This window comes from Noviherbaspirillum massiliense JC206, from assembly GCF_000312045.1.
GTDB classification, from domain to species: Bacteria; Pseudomonadota; Gammaproteobacteria; order Burkholderiales; family Burkholderiaceae_D; genus Noviherbaspirillum; species Noviherbaspirillum massiliense.
Map to the genome: position 1 here is coordinate 1,379,360 of NZ_HE978634.1, position 19,440 is coordinate 1,398,799.

General features: G+C 62.7%; 15 protein-coding genes. 3 read left to right on the plus strand and 12 right to left on the minus strand.

Annotated features, from left to right (window positions below; all coding sequences use genetic code 11):
* Positions 1-15 precede the first annotated feature (15 nt).
* The 6 genes from HGHM_RS06880 to prsT form a co-directional block, all read right to left on the minus strand.
* Positions 16-1,578 carry a TIGR03016 family PEP-CTERM system-associated outer membrane protein gene (locus tag HGHM_RS06880; protein WP_161603774.1) on the minus strand — a complete coding sequence of 521 codons (1,563 nt, stop codon included), beginning with the start codon at positions 1,576-1,578 and terminating at the stop codon, positions 16-18.
* On the minus strand, positions 1,562-2,440 hold the full coding sequence (locus HGHM_RS06885) for an XrtA-associated tyrosine autokinase (protein ID WP_034348438.1): 879 nt from the start codon (positions 2,438-2,440) through the stop codon (positions 1,562-1,564). The genes HGHM_RS06880 and HGHM_RS06885 overlap by 17 nt, the downstream gene beginning before the upstream one ends.
* A 105-nt stretch (positions 2,441-2,545) precedes the next feature.
* A complete protein-coding gene (locus HGHM_RS06890; protein WP_019140785.1) occupies positions 2,546-4,072 on the minus strand; it encodes an XrtA system polysaccharide chain length determinant in 1,527 nt (508 codons plus the stop codon).
* A 295-nt stretch (positions 4,073-4,367) separates the two neighbouring features.
* Positions 4,368-5,117, minus strand: a complete 750-nt coding sequence (locus HGHM_RS06895; protein WP_019140786.1) for an XDD4 family exosortase-dependent surface protein — start codon at positions 5,115-5,117, stop codon at positions 4,368-4,370.
* A 274-nt stretch (positions 5,118-5,391) separates the two neighbouring features.
* Positions 5,392-6,045, minus strand: coding sequence for a PEP-CTERM sorting domain-containing protein (locus HGHM_RS06905; protein WP_019140788.1), 654 nt, complete (start codon positions 6,043-6,045; stop codon positions 5,392-5,394).
* Between the two features lie 403 nt (positions 6,046-6,448).
* The gene (gene prsT / locus HGHM_RS06910; RefSeq protein WP_019140789.1) at positions 6,449-9,232 is read right to left on the minus strand and encodes an XrtA/PEP-CTERM system TPR-repeat protein PrsT; all 2,784 of its coding nucleotides are present in this window, start codon (positions 9,230-9,232) and stop codon (positions 6,449-6,451) included.
* Positions 9,233-9,450: 218 nt separating this feature from the next.
* Here prsT and HGHM_RS06915 point away from each other — a divergent pair, with 218 nt between their 5' ends.
* Positions 9,451-10,086, plus strand: a complete 636-nt coding sequence (locus HGHM_RS06915; RefSeq protein WP_019140790.1) for an XrtA/PEP-CTERM system exopolysaccharide export protein — start codon at positions 9,451-9,453, stop codon at positions 10,084-10,086.
* A 110-nt stretch (positions 10,087-10,196) separates the two neighbouring features.
* Here the strand turns inward: HGHM_RS06915 and HGHM_RS23125 are convergent, their stop codons facing one another.
* Entirely contained in the window at positions 10,197-10,442 is a 246-nt protein-coding gene (locus HGHM_RS23125) for a hypothetical protein (RefSeq protein ID WP_148415418.1), read from the minus strand.
* On the opposite strand from HGHM_RS23125, the gene HGHM_RS06925 reads away from it, so the two are divergent.
* Complete coding sequence (locus HGHM_RS06925) at positions 10,441-10,731, plus strand: GYD domain-containing protein (protein WP_026075775.1); 291 nt, start codon at positions 10,441-10,443, stop codon at positions 10,729-10,731. The two genes, HGHM_RS23125 and HGHM_RS06925, sit on opposite strands and share 2 nt — an antisense overlap.
* Before the next feature lie 301 nt (positions 10,732-11,032).
* On the opposite strand, the gene HGHM_RS06935 is transcribed toward HGHM_RS06925, so the two are convergent.
* Positions 11,033-12,127, minus strand: coding sequence for an FUSC family protein (locus HGHM_RS06935; protein ID WP_019140794.1), 1,095 nt, complete (start codon positions 12,125-12,127; stop codon positions 11,033-11,035).
* 376 nt (positions 12,128-12,503) lie between these two features.
* Here HGHM_RS06935 and HGHM_RS06940 point away from each other — a divergent pair, with 376 nt between their 5' ends.
* Positions 12,504-13,067 carry a sugar O-acetyltransferase gene (locus tag HGHM_RS06940; protein WP_019140795.1) on the plus strand — a complete coding sequence of 188 codons (564 nt, stop codon included), beginning with the start codon at positions 12,504-12,506 and terminating at the stop codon, positions 13,065-13,067.
* 27 nt (positions 13,068-13,094) lie between these two features.
* Here HGHM_RS06940 and HGHM_RS06945 read toward each other — a convergent pair whose 3' ends face one another.
* From HGHM_RS06945 to prsK, 4 genes are all read right to left on the minus strand, one after another.
* Positions 13,095-14,333 (minus strand): pyridoxal-dependent decarboxylase, exosortase A system-associated, encoded by a 1,239-nt coding sequence (locus HGHM_RS06945; protein WP_019140796.1) that lies wholly within the window; start codon positions 14,331-14,333, stop codon positions 13,095-13,097.
* A complete protein-coding gene (locus HGHM_RS06950; protein ID WP_019140797.1) occupies positions 14,330-15,922 on the minus strand; it encodes an acyl-CoA ligase (AMP-forming), exosortase A system-associated in 1,593 nt (530 codons plus the stop codon). The genes HGHM_RS06945 and HGHM_RS06950 overlap by 4 nt, the downstream gene beginning before the upstream one ends.
* Before the next feature lie 18 nt (positions 15,923-15,940).
* A complete protein-coding gene (prsR, locus tag HGHM_RS06955; RefSeq protein WP_019140798.1) occupies positions 15,941-17,269 on the minus strand; it encodes a PEP-CTERM-box response regulator transcription factor in 1,329 nt (442 codons plus the stop codon).
* A 68-nt stretch (positions 17,270-17,337) separates the two neighbouring features.
* Positions 17,338-19,437, minus strand: coding sequence for an XrtA/PEP-CTERM system histidine kinase PrsK (prsK, locus tag HGHM_RS06960; RefSeq protein ID WP_019140799.1), 2,100 nt, complete (start codon positions 19,435-19,437; stop codon positions 17,338-17,340).
* Positions 19,438-19,440: the final 3 nt, after the last annotated feature.

Genomic DNA, 19,440 nt, shown 5'->3' on the forward strand with positions numbered 1-19,440 from the left:
GGCTGGACAGGCTCCCTAGAATCCGATCGAAACGAAAGCGGCAAGCGCATTCTCGCGAATGTCGTTGCCGGGCTGGCTGGAGTGCTGCTGGAAGTGCCGCAGCTCGACCCCGCCTTTGACTTTCGGCGCGTACTGGTGGATCAGGCCGATCCTGGCAGTCCATTGCCTGTCCGTCCGGTCGGTGATATCCGACGTGGCGCGGGTGAAGTTGGCACCGATGTTCCCGCTGGTGCGCGTGCTGAGGCGCAGGTTCCACAGGACGTCCGCTCCTACCTGATGAAGGCTGTCGGCCAGCACCAGGCTGTTCGCGGCGGCGGCGAGCTGGTCCGAATCCGGCGTCGATTCCGGCGAGCGCACGGTGCGGAAGGCGCTGAAGACGACGGTGTTTCGGACACCGCTGACGGCGACCGAGCCATTCAGGCTTTTCTGCAGGAAGACCTGGTTGGTAAAGGCGTTCACCGGATAGGAAAGCGTCGTGGGCAGGCCCGCATCCCGGATGAAATTATCGACCGTCTGCTTGCGCACGGCGGGATCGGGAATGGCCGTCGTCCAGAGCTGGTTGAGAAATCCGGCGGTGTCGATGGCAACCGGCAGCAGGAACTGGGAACGCGCGGTCGTGATGTCTTCCCGGTAGCCGAGGCTCCAGGCGGTGCTGCGCGTGCGATGGCTGCCCGCGAAGGAGTAGGTATTGCCGAAGTAGCGCTTGCCGGCGCTGGCTTCGATGCTGGTACGGATAGTCGGCGCCCATGCTGCGCCGGCCGACCAGAATCGCCCTTCCGGCTTTTCGCCGAGCGTCGCGTAGGTGTTCCTTTCATAGCCTGCACCGGCGAACAGGCTGAACATCGGAGAAACAAGGTAGCGCAGGTTTCCCGACAAAACCTTCAGCTCGACATTGGGCCCATCGGAATAATCGATCTGCTGCTGGTCGTATTGCAGGTCCCAGCGAAGCTTTCTGAAGTCGGTGCCATTCCTCAACACCAGGAGGACGCGGTCCGACTGGCTGTCCAGCAGGTCGCCGGTATCGCTCGTGACCGAGTCGCGGCTGTAGCGCAGTTCGGAAGAAACGGTGTGGCCGAAGTCGTGACGCAGGTAGGGGCTGATGCTGTAGGTCCTTACCTCGGCACGGTTGCTGTTGCGGTTGCCGGATTCCTCGAGCCGCGGGCCGAAAGGGGAAACGCTCTGCGGGCTGATCGACGCGCCGCCATCCAGGAAGAACAGGTCCTTCAGCAGCTCGGCATTGGCGGAGGCCGACAGTTCGTGCAGAGTCATCGTGTCGCCTTCGCGCGCATAGTAGAAGTTCCGCATGGCGTACATGCCCTGCAGCTTCAGTCGGGATCCGATTGCTGCCAGCGCGATCCTCGGCGTGAGTTCGGTGATGAAATCGCTGCGTTCCTGGCCGCGCGGCGCGAGCGTGACGTTATCGGTATAGGTTTCCCGGAGATCGATGCCGGGCAGCAGCTTCCACTCCGCGGCACCGGCCCGGCAGGGCAGAACGAGCGCTGCCGTAGCCAGGGTGCAGGCGAGCGGAATGAAAGCCCGCGGCGTGGTCCGCGACCCCATTTCAGCTGTAATACCCATAACCGTCCGCGTCGGCAAAGCCGCGGCTCTTGTTGTAGATGAGGCTGACATTGGTGCAGGCCTCGATCTTGCGCAGCGCATCCCTGAGCGCGTTCTGCGTGGTTTTTTCCGCCTCCACCACGACCGCGATCTGTCCCATCTGGCTCGCCAGTACGCGGGCCTCGCTGGTCAGGAGCAGCGGCGGCGAATCGAAGATCACGATGCGGTCGGAATAGCGGCTGCCGATCTCGGCCAGCAGGCGGCTCATTCCCTGGCTCGCCAGCAGCTCGGTGGCATTCTTGTCGCTTTTGCCGGCGGGAAGAATGGAAAGCCGTTCGACATTGGTCCTGAGCAGGACATCGGCCACGTCAAGCTGTTCATCGAGCAGCAGGTCCATCAGGCCCGGTCCGGATTCCAGCCCGAGCGTGCGCAGCACCGACGGCCGTGCCACGTCGGCATCGACCAGCAGGACGCGGTGGTCCACTTCCATCGCGATGCTCATCGCCAGGTTGATTGCGCAGAAGGTCTTCCCCTCGCCCGGCAGGGCGCTGGTCACCATGATCAGGTTGCTGCGATTGCCTGCGTCCTCGCCGGTACGCGCCGCGTTCTTCAGGAGCGGACGCTTGATGAAGCGGAATTCTTCCGCCACCTGGGATTTCTCGACGTTCGGCACGACCATGCCGTGCTGCCGCAGGCGCGCAAGATCCATGTCCTGCCGTGGTGAGACTTTCCGCGGCTGGCGGACTTCTTCCTTGTGCACGGGCTTGATCTCGCGCTCGATCGTGCGCTCCAGGATTGCCGGAGGCGGCACTGCCTCCAGGCGAGGCGCTGCATCTCTCGTGTTTTGCTGAAGCCGGCTCGCAGCTTTTTCGATAATGCTCACAGGTTCTCCCGGTGAATTTGGTGTCTTGTCGGTGCACTTCCCATTGCGCTGCCCCGAATGGGGCGGCGGATGGAGGCTCGATCCCGTGGGAAGGAAGCGAACCGTTTATGCCTTCAGCATGATGGTCGATATCAGCCCGCTGTAGAGGACGACCAGCAGCATGCAGGCGAGGCTGAAGGCATGCAGGCCTTTCCTGCGCCGCGCCTTTTCCTGCTCCGTCCAATGCATGGCCACGGCGCCGAGTATCGGCAGGCCGGTTGCCTCGCGCAGGCTGTACTGGGTAACGAAAGTCGGCCGGACACGGCTCATGAGGAAGGCGGCGCCGACGCCCGCGAGCAAGGAGCCCAGCAGGACGCCTGCGAGCAGGAGCGGGCGGTTCGGGGCGGAAGGCTTGAGCGGCACCATGGGGGGATCCACCACCCGGAAAGTCATCATTTCGGTCGTAGCGGTCAACTCGCCCGACAGCTTCGCGGCTTCACGGCGGCCGAGGAGTTTTTCGTAATTGTCCTTGTTGATCTGGTAGTCGCGGTTCAGCTGGGCGAGCTGCGCTTCCACTTCCGGCATGGCGACATTGAGTGCCTTCAGGTGATTGACGCGTGCCGCATATTCTTCCACGCGGGCGCGCATGGAAGCGACCTTCGCTTCCGCTGCCGCCAGCGAGACATTGAGCTGCTGCAGCATCGGGCTGTAATTGATCCCGGGGTCGGCCGGCTTCTTCGTCTTTGCTTCCTCCAGCTTGCGCGCTTCAAGCTGCGCGATCAGGCGCTTGGTGGAAACGATGTCCGGATGCTCATCCGTGTACTGCATTTGCAGGGAATCGAGGTTCTTGTTCAATGCCTGGATGCGGGAATCGATTTCCGCATTGGCGATTGCGGGGGTGACGGTCGAGTCAGCGCCTTGTGCGTCGTCGCCGCTGATCTGCCGCTTGATGGCATTGCGCGCCTGCTCGGCTTCACGCAGTTCCAGCTTCGCCTGGTTCAGGTTTTCCGTGGCCTCGAACAGCTTGGCGCCATAATCGCCGCCCTGGCGGGAAACCAGCCCGGAATTCTTCAGCTTGAAATCCTTGAGGGCGTTCTCCGCCGCAATCAGCTTGTCTTCATACATCTTGATCTGCTCTTCGATGAAGTTGACCGCCTTTTCCGATTCCTTCTTCTTGTCGCCGATGCCGCCCTCGACAAAGATGGTCAGCAGGGAGCGCACGACTTCCTTGGCCAGCCTGGGATCGCGATTGCTGTAGGCGAGCGTGTAGATGTTGTCGCGGGCATTGCCGCCGAGCGTGATGTCGTTGCTCAGCTTGTCGATGATGGCTTCCTGCTCCTTGGGCGTCTTGGCCTTGACGTCGAGGTCGACCATGCGGACGAGCCTTTCCAGGTTCGGCCGGCTGAGCAGGGTGCGGCTCATGATGGCGACCTGCTGTTCCACATTGGGAACGCTTGTCATGCCCGACAGCAGCGGCTTCAGTATGCTCTGGGTGTCCACATAGACGCGCGCGCTTGCCTGGTATTTGTCCGGCATCAGGAAGACCGCGATGCCTCCGGCAACCGCCACGATCCATGCCGTGGCGACGGCATGCCAGCGGTATTTCCAGATTCCCTTGAGATGCGAGACCAGCTGGGCGATTTGTTCTTCCATCTTCTCCAAGGCTCCCTGATATATTTTGGCGGCGTGCTTTTCGATTGTTAATTCTTGGTTGCACGCTGATTAGGCAATAGAAGGTTACCTGTATCCCCCCGGTAAGATTTGATATCGGTCAATGGTAAGAATGACAATCAAACCGGGCGAGCGAAGCAGGAAGATGCACAAATGAAATACTTATGGCGCTCACCCTGAGCGGGTGATGCAGTTGGAAGAGACAAAAGCACTGCACCGCTTCCGGCGTTTGCCGGAAGCAGATTCACGGGAGCGGCGCAGCCGCTCCCGCTAACCATCAGCGGCGGCGCCGGACAACACCAAGGCCGGCCAGCCCGATGCCGAGCAGGGCCAGCATGCCGGGTTCCGGCACATTGCCGGTCGGCGGTGGCGGAGTGTCTGCCTTGACGTTGGGTTCGCTCAGCGAGGTGCCGTACTGGAAGCTCACGTTAGTGATGGCGCCGGGAGCGGAGGGGTCGAATGCCGCATCGATGCCGGTGAGACGAAACACTACCGAGCTTTTGACAAGGGGCACGTTACCCGTTAACTGATTGTTGCCGGTAGCGGGATTGTCGGCAGCCGGCAGCAGCGCGTAATTGAATCCGGCGACGGCGGACGGCGGATCGAGATCAGGACCCGGGAAGGTCGCGCCGCCGAACAGTCCGAAGCCGGATGAACTGATTCCCTTATTCGCACCATTCGGTCCGCTGATGCCGTTGAGATAAGCCCATTCGCCGCCGACCACGCCGCCGGCCGGCTGCCCTTGGGGATCAAAGAGCACCGTGCTTCCGGTATTGAGTATCGCCGAGCCTGACCCGAGAGTCGGGTTGCCGGCCAAAGTGAAGAACACCGCGGTCAGCAGGTCGGCCGGCACCAGCGCATCGCCGCCGATATTGCTCAGGGTGACGACGAGGTCGCTGCCGACGACATCGAAACTCGCTGATGCGGCGAGATTGCCGGAGGTGCCGGTAAAGGTGATAGGTGCAGCATTGGCGCTGCCCAAAGCGAGAAGTGCAGATGCGAGGGCGATTGAGAATAGTTTTTTCATTTTTGATCTTTCAGTATGCGAACGCGAATCAGATACCCGGTTGTTGCTGGCGGCTGATAAAGCAAGCGCCATGCCGAAACGACAAGTCATTCATTGCAAAGGGATTTTTCCGGCTGCCCCTTCAGTTGCCGCTGTTCGACGGCTTCGCTGTAAAAAAATCCGACATAGATATGTGCATTGCCGGTGTGGCGGCGTTTGTCTGCTTTCGCCGTTTCATGCTGAAGCAAACAGCGGCCCGAAGGCCGCCGGATGTTCGCTGGATTACCGGCTCTTATCAAAGACTGGAGCGGCGGCGACGTGCGACGCCGATCAAGCCCAGCAAGCCTGCGCCGAGAAGCATCGAGGTTGCAGGCTCGGGAACCGGCGCTGCGGTCAGCGTGACGTTGGCGCCGTTGGTGATGGAGCCGGTGCGGTTGAAATACAGGTCGCCGATATCGACGACGAATGCGCCGCCATCGCCAAAGCTGACGGTGACCGGGCTGAAGTCGATGAAGTAGTCGGTGGCGTTGTCGCCGTTCACTGTGCCGGCAAAAGCGCCGGTGATGGCAACGTTTTGCACGAGTGCGGAGAGCGGATTCGTAAAGACGAGATTCGCAGTGACGCCGAGGTTGTTGCGCTCGTCGCCGCCGACACCGCAACCGGTCAGCAAGTCGACCAGGATATTGCCGGAGTTGATGCAGCTTTCATTGAGCTGCACGCGGCCGAACAGGAAAGACTGGGTTTCGCCGACACCGAGGTCGAAGGACTGCGGCGTCACCAGGTTGGTGAAGGTGGCATCGAGCTGGCCGCTTCCGGTGCCGTAGCCGGATCCGACTGTGAAGTAGCCGCTTGTGATGCTGAAGGGGACAGCGCTGGCTGACATCGACAGCGTCAGGGCGACGGCACCCAGGCCGGCGGACAGCCATTTTGATAAACGCGGGAATTTCATTTTTTCTCCATGAGATTGATTGTTGATTGTCAGGCCTCCCTTGCCTTGAGGAGCAAGGTCTTACCTCATGAGCAAACCTTGTTCCATGTCATACGGTGATTGATTCATAAGGACTTTTTTTGGCAGGGGCCGGCGACTGTAAGGATCTCCGACAGTCGAAGACAGGGACGATCCGCCGACCTGCCAACACACTCCCTGGATGAGGATGGCCGGACGCGTCGCAGGCCGCAGCGCCGCCTGTCGGCGGCACTGACTCCGGTGCATCGCTCGATGCCGCTGGCAGTGGCAATGCGAAGATACGAACTATGCCGATGCGCGGCGTGCAGGGGCAGGGCCGCCACTTTCGGTGCGGGCAATAACGCGCCACGTTCAGGAGCGCGCAAGCCTGATCGGGGAGGCGGGCTCAGAGTTGCGCCAGCATGGCACGCGCTTCGGTGATGGCGGAAAAATCCTTGCCCGAGCCCAGCAGTCGCTCCAGTTCCTGCCGCGCCCGGAACTTGTCGCCCGATTTCATCAGGCCGCGTGCCAGGTGATAGCGGAGCTCCGGCGCGTCGGGCGCGAGGGATACGGCCTTCTCGAGTAGCGGCAGTCCGCGCGCGATGTCGTTCCGCTCCACCAGTATCCACCCGAGTGTGTCCAGCACGGCGGCATTGGCCGCATCGATGCGGTACGCCTTTTCGGCATATTCCAGCGCCTGCGCATCCTTCTCCTGGTGATAGGCCCAAGCGATGTTGTTCAGCGCTGCCAGGTTGTTCGGTTGCTGGTCCAGCACGGCGCGCAACTGCCGGATGGCCGCCTTGTTCTGCCCATCGGCCATCTGCGTTTCCGCAAAGTACAGGCGGGTCGTCACATCAGTCGGATGATCGCTGAGCCACTTCGTGATGCGTGCATCCGCTTCCTTGTTCTTTCCGGCGGCGCGCAGCGCCTCATGGAGCTTGACGATCAGCGGACCTTGTCCACCGAGGGCGAGCGCCTGCTCGTAGGCATGCGCGGCGTTTGCCGGTTTCTTTTGCGCCGTCAGGATCTCCGCTTCCAGCACGTGGCCGGCCGGGGATTTCGCACGCTGCTTCTGGACGGTGCGCGCGATGGCGAGCGCCTGTTCGTATCTTCCCTTCGTGATTTCCAGCTTTGCCAGCGCTGCCTGTGCCTCGAGGTAATCCGGTTTCAGGGCCAAGGCCTTTTTGAGGCTGTCGGTCGCCGCAGCCGGGTCCTGGCCGGATGCCTGCAACAGGGCGATGCGGTAATGCACGGGCGCGGAGGCCGGCAGCAGGGTGGCAAGCTTCTGCAGGCTTTCCAGTGCTTCGGCCTTGTCGCCGGCGGCTTGCTGGACGTTGGCCAGCAGTTCGAGCGCTTCCGGCCTGGACGGATTGGTGAGATGCATCTTCCGGGCGAGGGTGAGCGCCTTCAGTTTTTGACCCGCGCGCAGATATTGGTCCGCAAGCAGGGCAGCGGGCTCGATCGCGTCCGGATGCTCGGTGCTGGCGCGCTCAAACCAGGACAGGGCCTGTTCCGGCTGGCCCTGTGCCGCGGCGAGCCGGCCGAGTGCGAGCATGGCCTGGACATTTTTCTTGTCCTTGTCGAGCAAGGCTTCGAAGCGCTTTCTCGCATCCTCCGGCTTCTTGTCCTGCAGATCGAGTTGCGCCAGTCCGGCGGCAGCGGGGAAATACACGGGATTCAGTTCCAGCGCCTTTTCGAGGCTGGTGCGCGCGCTGCCGCGATCCTTCTTTGCCAGATAGATGGCAGCCTTCAGGTTCTGTATCAGAGGACTGTCGGGTTGCCGGCTCTCGAGCGTGCGCGCGGCGGCAAGGGCCTTGTCATGTTTCCCGGCGCGCAGGTAGGTCATGGCGAGCATCAGTCCGGCCTGCGGCGATTTGGGATCGAGGCTGGTCGCCGCCTCGAGGTCGAGCAGCGCGCTGGTCTCGTCGCCCTGTGCCAACCGGCTCTTTCCGAGGGAAGTGCGGATGATTGCATCGTTGGGCGCAAGCGCGCTCGCTTTTTCGAGGTAGGCGCTGGCCCTGGCGAAGTCACGCGTCGCCATGTGCGACTCGCCGGCGAGAGAAAGCAATTGCGCGTCCTGCTGCGACTTCGCGAGCACCGCGTCCAGCAGTTCGGCGGCACGTTGCGGCTCGCCGCTCTTCAGCAGACTGGCCGCAAGCAGCTTGCGTGCATACAGGTCGCCCGGATTGCGGTCCAGGTAGGTTTTCAGGTGTACTTCGGCCTGCCTGAGCGAGCCCAGTGCATACTCGGTTGCGCCGGCCAGGAGCAGGCTGGGCATGTGGTCGGGCGCTACCTTCAGTACGCGCTGCAGCGATTCCAGCGCCGCAGCATGCCGGCCCTGCCTGTAGTCGAGCAGAGCCTGGGTGTACAGGCCCATGAGGCTGTTCGGCTGCGTCTTGCGCACGGCCTCGAGATCGGCCCGCGCCGCTTCGAGCTGTCCCCTGGCGATTGCCATGTTGGCCCTGGAAATGCGCGCATTGAAATGATCGGGCTTGAGCCTGATCGCCTCGTCGAGGGCGGCGAGCGAGGCATCGGCCTCGCCCTGCATGCGCAGGAGTTCCGCCTTGAGCTGCCAGGCATCGGCATTCGACGGATTCTTGTCCACCGCCTGCCCGGCAAGGCGCAGCGCTGCTTCGGCATCCTTGTCATTCCATGCAAGCTTTGCCAGGCCGATCAGCGCGCCGGGAAAATCGGCATGGTCCTTTCTTGCCGCTTCGAATGCTTCGCGTGCTTCCCGGGTCTTGCCAAGCGCCAGCAATGCATCGCCGCGCAATGTCAGCAGGGTCGGCTCGCTTCCCGCCGCAAGGGCTGGCCGGGTTTCATCCAGTACCTTCTGGAACTGGCCTTGCATCAGCAGGGCTTTCGCCAGCCCGCCCAAGGCTTCCGGGCGGCTCATGCCGAGTTCGATCGCCTTGCGAAATTCTTTTTCTGCCGACTGGGCATCGCCCGTCTCCAGATACAGGCTGCCCAGCAGGTAGCGCGGTTCATGATCGTCCGGCTTCTTCTCGATCGCGTTTTTCAGCTGGATGATGGCGGCTTTCGTGTCGCCCTTCTGCTGGTACTGACGTGCATCGGCCAGCAGCGCATCCACGCTCTGCGGGCTGCCGCATCCTGTGACGGTGCCGGCGAGCAGGAGCGCACCGGAAATCATGACCACGCTTGCGCTGCGCTTGTGATGGATGAAACGCATCCCTTGTCTCCCTGTGGATTCTTGTCGTTGGTGGCGGATGCGAAAGGCCACGCATCCTTGTTGAGTGAAAAGAGTTTATGCGAGGCATCCGGCGCGGCTCATTGTGGCAACGCATACCGTTGAGATTTATCAAAGCAGCAACATACCGGACAGCAATACTTAGGCCCTGAAAAACACAGGCTCCGGAACGGGGTCGCCATGGCAAGGGAGAACTCGACATGAATCAGGCGCTTGTCCGTAAGACTTCATGGATCAGATGGCCGGCTTTGATGTTTCTGCTCTGCTGGCTCGCGGGATGCGCAAGCATGGGGGCACAGCAGCATGCACAGGCGCAGGAACAGTCGTACCAGCATGAATACCGGATCGGTCCTGGCGACACCATCGTCATCTCGGTCTGGCGCCAGCCGGATGTGTCGATCACTGTGCCGGTGCGCCCGGACGGCAAGATCACCACGCCTCTGGTCGAGGATCTCCAAGCCAGCGGCAAGACCTCGACCGAGCTGGCGCGCGACATCGAGCAGGCATTGAAGAAATACATCCAGGAGCCCGTCGTCACCGTGACGGTCAAGGAATTCGTGGGCCCATATGGCGAACAGATACGGGTCATCGGCCAGGCAGCCAAGCCGCAGGCGCTGCCTTATCGCCAGGGCATGTCGCTGATGGATGTCGTGATCGCGGTGGGGGGACTGACGGAATTCGCCTCGGGCAACCGGGCCAGCGTCGTGCGCAATGTCAGCGGCCGCCAGCAGAAGCTTCCGGTGCGCCTGAACGACCTCATTCGTGACGGCGACCTTACGGCCAACATGCCCATGCGTCCGGGCGATATCCTCGTGATACCGGAAAGCTTCTTCTGAATTGACCGTGCCTGATGGGTGTGGCGACATGCAATTATTGGCGAACCAGTCTTTGCTATAGCGCGCCATTCCCGGAATTGATAAATCACCAGGCGGCAGAGATTTATGCATTACCTGTCAAGTGATGGCCAAAGCATTGCTTGATAGCCGCTTTCGCTTTCGCAACGGTCGCATTTCGGCAGACGGCCGGCGGCAGCGGTGACCTGTCCGGGAAGCATAGCTTGAGCTTGATTAAACGGGCCGGCTGGCGGCAGCCTATGTTGAATGAAGGGGCCGAAGGCGAAATGCTTGCGGATGTTGGCAGGAGATATCGACCGCTTTTGACCCGCTTGCTCCATTTCAATGGAGGTTGACATGGCAACCTACGTCTCGCTCATCAATTTCACGGATCAGGGCATGCGGAACGTCAAGGACACGACGGATCGACTCAGCGCATTCAAGGCAATGGCAGAGGGACTCGGGGTCACTGTGCAGAGCGCCTTTTATACGATGGGGAAGTACGACATCATCCTCACCCTGAATGGGTCTGATGAGGCAGTCGCAACCGCGCAGTTGAAGGTCGGATCACTGGGCAACGTACATGCCCAGACCTTGCGCGCCTTCTCACCTCAGGAAATGAAGGCGATGCTGGATAAACTGCCGTAGATACGGGCTATGCTGGCCGCGCGGATGCCGGACTGGTTGGACACGGACGCGCGAATCCTCCTGTTCTGCACCACAGGCCTTGCGTGCGATGCGCCGGCAGGCCCATCGCTGAGCGACCGGCTTTGGGCGCCGCGGGTGGAAATTGGACAAAGTGCTGGGGCGGGAAGTAATCAGGATGCAGCCGCACAATTGCAGGCTTGCAGGGTATGAGCTGCCATTCATTGCATCTCGCGACAATCGGTTTCGCATCACTGATGGAAAGCGCTACGCGTCCGTGAGAGCCGCCGGCGCGCAAGGCAATTCAGGAAGCCAGGCGCGACGGAATCAGTCGGCGCATCTGCCGGCCCACGACGTCCCGGAAGCGCGGGCTGTGCAGGCAGATACCTCCGGCGAGGCCTACGACGCAGCCCAGCACGGTATCGAAGAATCTTGCCTCGATCATTGTGCCGGCCGGCCCGTGTCCGAGCGTGGCCGCTTCTGCCAGCAGGATCGTGAGTGGCGTGATGAAGGTGGCGGCGAAGGCATAGTGACGGACCACGGTGCTCTCGACCACGAAAGTCAGCGCCATCATCGTCAGCGATATGCTCCATTTGTCCAGCGGCAGCAGCAACAATCCCCAGGTAACGACCAGACCAAGGCTGGTGCCGAGTATGCGTTGCAACTGCTTGTTCCAAATTGCGCGCAATGATGCGCCCTGGATCACCGCCATGCAGCTGACCGGAACCCAGTAGGCTTTCTCCATTTGCAGCAGCTGCGCCAGCGCGAGGGAAATGCCGACGAATGCGCCGATCATGACCGAGTCGAACACGACGAAATTGAAGGTCGGCTGCGGCAAGGGCACGACTGGCTTGGGCGCGCGCCGCCGCAGGATGTAGAGACTGTAGAAAAAAGCGACCAGGCAGGCGAGCAGGGAACCGAGTGCGATCAGCCCGACCTTGAGCGGCAGGTCCACCACGCCCGTCGCCGAATAGGCGCCGATCGCCGCTGCCATGATGAAGAACAGGCTGCCCGGCGGCCCCAGCGCGTAAAAGCGGCACACCATCGTCACCAGGATGGCGGTGAAGACAAGTGCCGGCGTCATCAGCGCCGGAAAGAACTGGCTCATCACGCCCAGGGCATAGCAGCCGGTCATGCCGAAGGAACTGGCCATGATGACGACCATGCGGTGATACATCGGCGTGGCGGGCAGATAGAGAAACACCATCCCGCCGAGCGACGAGATCAGACCGTATCCCAGGCGATCGAAATACGCGCCGATAATGAGCGGCAGGCCTGAGGCAAGCGCTGCGGCGAACGGCATTTCCCATACCCGGTCGCTGGACTGGACCGTAGTCTGGTGCCGCCATTCTTCCCGTAGCAGCACCCGCACTTTGCCCCGCGTGCTGGAATCCTTCATTGACTTCCTTTCTGTCGAACGAGCCGGAAAGGCCGGGCCGGTAATCGCGGCGAGCATGCCGCTGCAGGCTGTGCGTGATCCCGGGCAAGGGATTGGAGTGGAGCCGCCGACGCCTGGTTCATCGCTTGCAAGTTATCCGGCAGGGTGCGAAGGCAGCGCGCTGATGCGGGAAAGCATGGGAAACAGGGCATCCGCATCGGTTTTCCCTGGTGGAACCGGTCTCGCATTCACGCCATGCTGCTGACGCTCGGCAAAGTGGAACATGCCGCAGACAACCGAACCCGGAGTGCGCGGAACAGTCTATCGGACAACGGCTGGTTCAGCCGCGAGCCAGCCTGACCGAGGTCGAGCGCCCGGCAGGCCCAACGGAGGATGCATGAAATCGGAAAAAGTGAAAATGCTGGCCAGCGAACTTTACAACCCCCACGACCCGGAACTTGCAGCCGAGCGGCGGCGTGCAAGGCTCCTGCTCAAGGCCCTGAATGACACGCGCGACGACCAGGTCGAGGAGCGCGGTCGCCTCGTCCGGGAACTCGTTCCTTCCTCAGGAGCCGGCATCTGGATCGAGCCGCCGTTCTATTGCGACTACGGCAGCAACATCACGCTCGGCGACAAGGTGTTCTTCAATTTCAATTGCGTGATCCTCGATGTCGCTCCGGTGCGCATCGGGTCGGGCGTGCTGTTCGGACCCGCAGTGCAGATATACGCGGCAACGCATCCTCTGCGCGCGGAAGAGCGCAGGACCGAGCTTGAGCTCGGCAAGCCGGTCGAGATCGGCGATGAGGTGTGGGTGGGCGGCAGTGCCATCATCTGCCCGGGTGTTCGCATCGGGAGCCGGTGCGTCATCGGCGCCGGCAGCGTGGTGACGAGGGATATTCCGGATGATGTGTTCGCCGCCGGGAATCCGTGCCGCGTACTCAGGAAGATTGAGCAAGGATGAGTGTTGGCGGCCTGGCGACCGACTGCCTCACACGAGCACCTCGCCCGGCGGTTCATGGCCCAGAAAAGCGGTCGGACTTGCGGTCAGGCCATAAGCGCCGGACTGGAATACCACGACCAGGTCGCCGACTTCGGCATGCGGCAGCATGATGCGCTCGGCCAAAGTATCGAGTGGCGTGCACAGGGGGCCGGTCACTGTCACAGGTTCACGCTCTGTCACGCCCATCCTGTTGCCGATGGCAAGCGGATAGTTTCTGCGGATGACCTGGCCGAGGTTGCCGGAAGCGGCGAGATGATGATGCATGCCGCCGTCGGTGATGAGGTAAGTCTGGCCGCGCGACACCTTGCGGTCGATGATGCGCGCGACATAGACACCGGCTTCGCCGACGAGGTAGCGCCCCAGTTCGAGGACAACTCGCGTCGCGGGAAGCGCCCGCCGGACGCGGGCCATCCACCACTCCAGGCGGTCGGTGACCGGGTGCAGGTCGAGCGGCCTGTCCCCCGGGAAGTAGGGAATGCCGAAGCCGCCGCCGATGTTGAGATGACGTATCGGATTGTGCGCATCCTGCGCCAGCCGCAGCCCGAGCTCGAAGGTGCGCGCCTGCGCTTCGACGATTGCTTCCGCCCGGAGATTCTGCGAGCCACCGTAGATGTGGAAGCCTTCCACCGCAAGGCCCAGGGCGTGAATGCGCCGCAGTACCTGCGGCACGTCCTCGGCATCGATGCCGAATTGCTTCGGTCCGCCGCCCATCTTCATTCCCGAGGATTTGAGTTCGAAGTCCGGGTTCACCCGCACGGCAAGCCTTGGGCTGATGCCGAGCTGCTCGGCCACGTGCGTCACCCGCGTCAGTTCGCCTTCGGATTCCAGGTTGAGCAGCACGCCGGCGGCGATCGCCTGTGCGAGTTCGGCATCCGTTTTTCCAGGGCCGGAAAAGCTGATGGCTTCGGTGCGCGCGGTGGTGTCGAGTGCCGCCTTCAATTCGCCTGCGGAAGAAACGTCGAAGCCGTCGACCAGTGCCGCCATGTGCTGCACCAGCGCAGGCATGGGATTGGCCTTGAGGGAATAATGCAGGCGCATTCCGGCGGGCAGGCACGCGCGCAGGGACTGGACGCGGGCACTGATCAGCCCGCGGTCATAGGCATAGAAAGGGGTCTTTCCTACTCGCAGCGCGAGCCGGTCGAGGGGGATGCCGCCGACGACCAGCCGGTTGCCGGCTACCGGAAAACCGGATGGTTGTGCGTGGAGCGCAATGGCCGGCATGTTCATCGGTTCCGCTCCTCGCCGGTGAACAGCGTGTCGAATTCGGCGCGCAGCAATGTACGGTCCGGCTTGCCGTTGGGATTGCGCGGAAGGGGATCGCTGCGTACCGCGACGTGCGCCGGCACCATGTAAAGCGGCAGGCGCTCGCGGCATGCTTCGACCAGTGCGGATGATGACAACTCCGTGTTCGGCTTTGCGACCGCCACCACCACGACGGCCTGTCCGAGGGCGGGATGCGGAATGCCGAAGGCGGCAACCTCGGATACCAGTCCGGTCGCATGGATCACTTCTTCGATTTCGGTAGGACTGACGCGGTAACCGGAAACCTTGATCATGTCGTCGTGGCGTCCGATGAAGTACAGGAAGCCCTCTTCGTCCGCATACACGATGTCGCCCGACCATACTGCGATTTCCGTCAGGGGCAGGCCGGCATTGCGGGCAGGCAGGGGCCGGAAGCGCTCAGCGGTCTTGTCAGGGGCATTCCAGTATCCCTGCGCCACCAGTGCACCGCGGTGAACCAGCTCGCCGGGCTCGCCGGGTTCGCAGGGCGTACCATCCTCGCGCAGCACCAGGACTTCCGCATTCGGAATGGCGCGGCCGATCGAACCGGGACGGCGCTCGAGTTCTTGCGGCGGCAGGTAGGTGGAGCGGAAGGCTTCGGTCAGTCCGTACATGAGAAAGACCTTTGTCTGGGGCAGCACGTGCCGCAGCGCTGCGAGCGACGGCCGGGGCAGGGCGCCGCCAGAGTTCGTGAGGTAGCGCAGGCTGGTCTCCTGCGGCCAGCGCTGCTGCGCAAGCTGGATCCAGAGAGACGGAACGCCGGCCAGTCCGGTGATTCTCTCGTTTTCGACGGTCCGGACCAGGTCGCTCGGCAGCAGGTAATTGAACAGCACTGCGCAGGCGCCGCTGTGAAAGGCCGTCGTCAGCTGGCTCAGGCCGTAGTCGAAGCTGAGCGGCAGCACCGACAGGATGCGATCCTCCGCCGTGTTGCCGAGATATTGGGCGACACTCTGCGCGCCGGCGACGAGATTGCCGTGGGACAGAATGACACCTTTGGGATGGCCGGTACTGCCGGATGTGTAAAGAATGGCCGCCATGTCGCGGTCAATGACGCGATGCCCGCGCAGGCTGCCATGGCTGCCGATGAAATCTTCCCATTGCAGCACACGCACGCCGAGGGGCGCCTCCTCCTCCCGCATGGGGCCGGCGACCACGATCGTGTGCAGTTCGGGACAACGGGGAAGCAGGGCTTGCAAGGCCTGCAGCCGTTCCGCCGATGTGAACAGCACGCGCACATTGCAGTCACGCAGGATGTAAGCGACCTGTTCCGGCTTGAGCAAGGGATTGACCGGGACGAACACGCCGCCGGCGGCGGCCGTGCCGAACAGGGCGGCCACTGCTTCCATCCGCTTGTCGAGATAGACCGCCGCGCGCTCGCCTTTTTCCAGCCCGGCGGCGAGCAGCGCGCCCGCGAACCTTTGCACTTGCATAGACAGCGCTTCGTAGCTGAGGCGGCGGCCGTCATGGGCGAGCGCTTCCGCCTCGGGACGGCGATGAGCGGCTTCGAGGATCAGTTCATGGACAAGGACCGTCATGGCAGGGTGCGTCATCGCTTATCGGATGCCATGCCGGCTCATGAGGTCGTACAAGGTCGGGCGGCTCACCCCAAGCAGCTCGGCTGCCTTGACGATATTGCCGTCGACCCGGGCGAGCGACTTCACCACGGCAAGATACTCCGCCTTTTCCCGTACCTGCCGCAGGTTGATGTGTTCGTCGTTCGCCGGTATGGCCGGCAGGCCCAGGTCATCCGCGCTGATCCTCGCGCCATCGGCCATGATGACCGCGCGCTTGATGCAGTTTTCCAGCTCGCGCACATTGCCGGGCCAGTGATAGGCTTCGATGGCGGCCAGGGCATCCTGTGCGAAGCTGAGCGCGGTGCGGCCCTGCTGCGCGCAGAACCGGTTCCTGAAGTGGTGCGCGAGCAGAGCGGCGTCGCCGGCGCGCTTGCGCAGGGGGGGAATCGGCAGCACGATCTCGCTCAGACGGTAATACAGGTCTTCCCGGAACCTTCCCTGCCTGACCAGTTCCTGCAGGTTCTGATGCGTGGCGCAGACGATGCGCACATCCACCTGGATTTCCCTCCTGCCGCCGATCCGCTCGATGACGCGTTCCTGCAGGAAGCGCAGCAGCTTGGCCTGCAGGGAGAAGGGAAGGTCGCCCACTTCATCGAGGAAGAAGGTGCCGCCGTCGGCGAGTTCGATCTTGCCCGGCGTTTGCTTCACGGCACCGGTGAAGGCGCCTTTCTCGTAGCCGAACAATTCGCTTTCGAGCAGGGTTTCCGGAATGGCTGCGCAGTTGATCGCCACGAAGCGCCGGGCCCGGCGCGGGCTCAGGTCATGCACTGCTCGCGCCAGCAACTCCTTGCCGGTACCGCTCTCGCCGAGCAGCATGACGGTCGCCGCCGAACCTGCCACCTTTTCCACGCTGCGGCAGAGCTTGGCCATGCCCGGGTCGCGGCTGATGATGCCGCCCAGCGGGGAGTCGGCTGCGGAAACCATCAGGCGCCGGTTCTCCTGCTGCAGTGCATGCAGGTGGAAGGCGCGATCGACAGTGAGCTTCAGTACGGTGGCATCAAACGGCTTCTGATGGAAATCATAGGCGCCCATCGCCACCGCCTTGACGGCATTGGCGCGATCCTGGTTGCCGGTCAGGACGATCAACCGAGTATCCGGCGCCAGCGACAGGATCTCTTCCAGCGTGGCCAGTCCTTCGCTCGCGCCATCGGGATCAGGCGGCAGGCCGAGATCCATCGTGACCACCGCCGGCTCGTGGCGCCGCAGCTGGGCAAGGGCGCTGGCGCGGTCGCCTGCCACCAGCACTTCGTAGGAGTCGAAGCTCCAGCGCAACTGCTTCTGCAATCCCGGGTCATCCTCGACGATCATGAGTTTTCTTTTTTCCTGGGTCACGCTGCATCTCCCTGAGATCGGTTTCTGCGATTTCTTTGCTGTTTTCAATGTTCCGCTGTCAGCGCGGCCCGCTTTTTCGCAGGCGCATCTTCCGTGCAGAGCGGAAGGCTCACCCGGAAGGTGGTGCCGGCCGAGGGCCGGCTCTGCACTTCGATCTGCCCGCCGAGCTCGCGGATATAGGCCTGGCTTTCGAAGACGCCAATGCCCATGCCCGCCGGCTTGGTGGACTCGAAAGGCTTGAACAGGCGCTCGCGGATGAATTCCTCGGTCATGCCGTGACCGCTATCCTGCACTTCGATCACGGCGTAGTCGGCGTGCTGCGTCAGACGAACCACTACCCGCCCGTCCTTCGGCGTGGCCTCGACGGCATTCTGGATCAGGTGGCCGATTACCCGCTCGAGTCGCGCGTGATCGGCAATCACGGTAAGGGAATGGCGCTCGGTTGCGAGGACGGGGCAGGGACGGCATGCGGACTTGGCCGCAACCGCTTCCTGCAGAAGTTCGTCGAGCCGGACCGGCTCGCGCTGTTCACGGGACGATTCACGTCCCAGTTTCTGCAGAAGCCGCTTCATCCTTTGCACCGAGGAGTCGATGGTGTGCAGCATGTCTTCCTGGAATTCCGGATTGTCGCGATGCCGCTTTGCATTGTCGAGCAGGAGCGTGAGCTGCGACACCAGGTTCTTCAGGTCGTGCACGATGAAGGTCGACATGCGCGTATAAGACTCGAACTGGCGCGCGACCATCAGCGCGCTGGCGGCTTCATGCTGCGCAAGGCAGGTGGCTGCCTGGGCTCCGGCAAGCTTGAGCAAATCCGTGGCTTCCCAGTCAAGTGGGACCGGACTGCGCGCTTCGGCAAGCACGATGAAGCCGAACAGGCGCCGCCCGAGCAGGAGCGGCACCACCAGCCATGCCTGCGGCGTCGCGAGCAGCCAGGGCGGAAGGATAAGCCGGCCGTATTTCTCGGGCGACGCCTTGTACTCATTGACGTCAATCACCCATTGACGCTCTTCCAGGAAGCGGCACAAGGATCCCTGCAGCGATTCCGTAGCGCCGTCGCAGCGCATGTTCCAGCGGGCGGCAGGTTCGCAGCTGCCAGTGTCGTCCCTGCACACGAAAAGCAGCCCGGCCGGGCTCTCCATCAGGTTCGCGACAGCCTGTATCGAGCGCTCGGCGAGCCCCGGTCCTTCATCGGAGAGGGCCCGCGTGAACTGCTGCCACTCCTTGCGGTAATCGTAGTCGTAGCTGTAGAAATGCTTGTTGATGAAAACCTTGGCCCGCGCCCGCACCGACCCGGAGAAGAGCAGGGCAAGCAGCAGGGCAGCGGCGCCGAACAGGAACGCCAGCTCCATCGCCGAGCCCCACGCGCCGCCGGACAGGCGGATGGCGTAACCGGCCGCAGCCATGGCAAGCAGGTAGGCGGCAGCGCCGAACAGGGTGACGGATCGCAGCAGCATGGTGCGCGATACGGCGATACCGGGGGACCAGCGCGGGTTGCGTGCCGCCGACACGGCAATCAAGGGCACCGTGAGCGCGTCCACCAGCCCGCGCGCCGACCAGATTTCGGTACTGGCTCTGCGAAACAGGATGGCATCGCTGTACAGGTAAAAATCGTAGGCGTACAGGCAACCCATGCCGAGACACGCGTATTTGATCGCCCAGCGCGCTTCCGGCGTACTGCCGCGATAGAGCTGTTCGACCAGCACGAGGCCGAACAGCGCGATGGCCAGGCGCGTCATGACAGTGGCCATGAAGGCCGCTGAACCGGGGAGATGCCCCGGGAGAAAATGGAGGTACAGCGTCATTGCCAGCAGTGCCAGATGCACCGCAATGACGGCGAGTAGAGGCAGCCGGCTTTCCCTGCGTCTATCCTGTGGCGGCGTGCGCAGTTGCTCCGGCATCTTCAGCAGGAATGCCAGCCAGCCTGCGCTGCGCAGGATTTCCAGTGCTTCGGGCAGCACTGCCGCAGCACGGCCGAATACCGCATAGGCAACCACGCTTGCCGCCCAGGTAGCGGTCAGCAGGCATGCGAGCGCAAGAGCCATCCCGTTCGGATGGCCGCGCCAACTCCTCAGCAGCAGTGCTGACAGGAACAGGAAAGCGAGGGCGGCGATCGCATGGCTTGCCGCGGCAATGCTCGTCAGCATGGA

What these genes read in the sequence shown, in the direction of transcription:
- HGHM_RS06935 (WP_019140794.1), bottom strand. Translation starts at nt 12,127, where the DNA reads ATGAAGGATTCCAGCACGCGGGGCAAAGTGCGGGTGCTGCTACGGGAA.
- HGHM_RS06915 (WP_019140790.1), top strand. Translation starts at nt 9,451, where the DNA reads ATGAATCAGGCGCTTGTCCGTAAGACTTCATGGATCAGATGGCCGGCT.
- HGHM_RS06880 (WP_161603774.1), bottom strand. Translation starts at nt 1,578, where the DNA reads ATGGGTATTACAGCTGAAATGGGGTCGCGGACCACGCCGCGGGCTTTC.
- HGHM_RS06945 (WP_019140796.1), bottom strand. Translation starts at nt 14,333, where the DNA reads ATGAACATGCCGGCCATTGCGCTCCACGCACAACCATCCGGTTTTCCG.
- HGHM_RS06925 (WP_026075775.1), top strand. Translation starts at nt 10,441, where the DNA reads ATGGCAACCTACGTCTCGCTCATCAATTTCACGGATCAGGGCATGCGG.
- prsK (WP_019140799.1), bottom strand. Translation starts at nt 19,437, where the DNA reads ATGCTGACGAGCATTGCCGCGGCAAGCCATGCGATCGCCGCCCTCGCT.
- HGHM_RS06950 (WP_019140797.1), bottom strand. Translation starts at nt 15,922, where the DNA reads ATGACGGTCCTTGTCCATGAACTGATCCTCGAAGCCGCTCATCGCCGT.
- HGHM_RS06940 (WP_019140795.1), top strand. Translation starts at nt 12,504, where the DNA reads ATGAAATCGGAAAAAGTGAAAATGCTGGCCAGCGAACTTTACAACCCC.
- HGHM_RS06890 (WP_019140785.1), bottom strand. Translation starts at nt 4,072, where the DNA reads ATGGAAGAACAAATCGCCCAGCTGGTCTCGCATCTCAAGGGAATCTGG.
- prsR (WP_019140798.1), bottom strand. Translation starts at nt 17,269, where the DNA reads ATGATCGTCGAGGATGACCCGGGATTGCAGAAGCAGTTGCGCTGGAGC.
- prsT (WP_019140789.1), bottom strand. Translation starts at nt 9,232, where the DNA reads ATGCGTTTCATCCATCACAAGCGCAGCGCAAGCGTGGTCATGATTTCC.
- HGHM_RS06895 (WP_019140786.1), bottom strand. Translation starts at nt 5,117, where the DNA reads ATGAAAAAACTATTCTCAATCGCCCTCGCATCTGCACTTCTCGCTTTG.
- HGHM_RS06905 (WP_019140788.1), bottom strand. Translation starts at nt 6,045, where the DNA reads ATGAAATTCCCGCGTTTATCAAAATGGCTGTCCGCCGGCCTGGGTGCC.
- HGHM_RS23125 (WP_148415418.1), bottom strand. Translation starts at nt 10,442, where the DNA reads ATGTCAACCTCCATTGAAATGGAGCAAGCGGGTCAAAAGCGGTCGATA.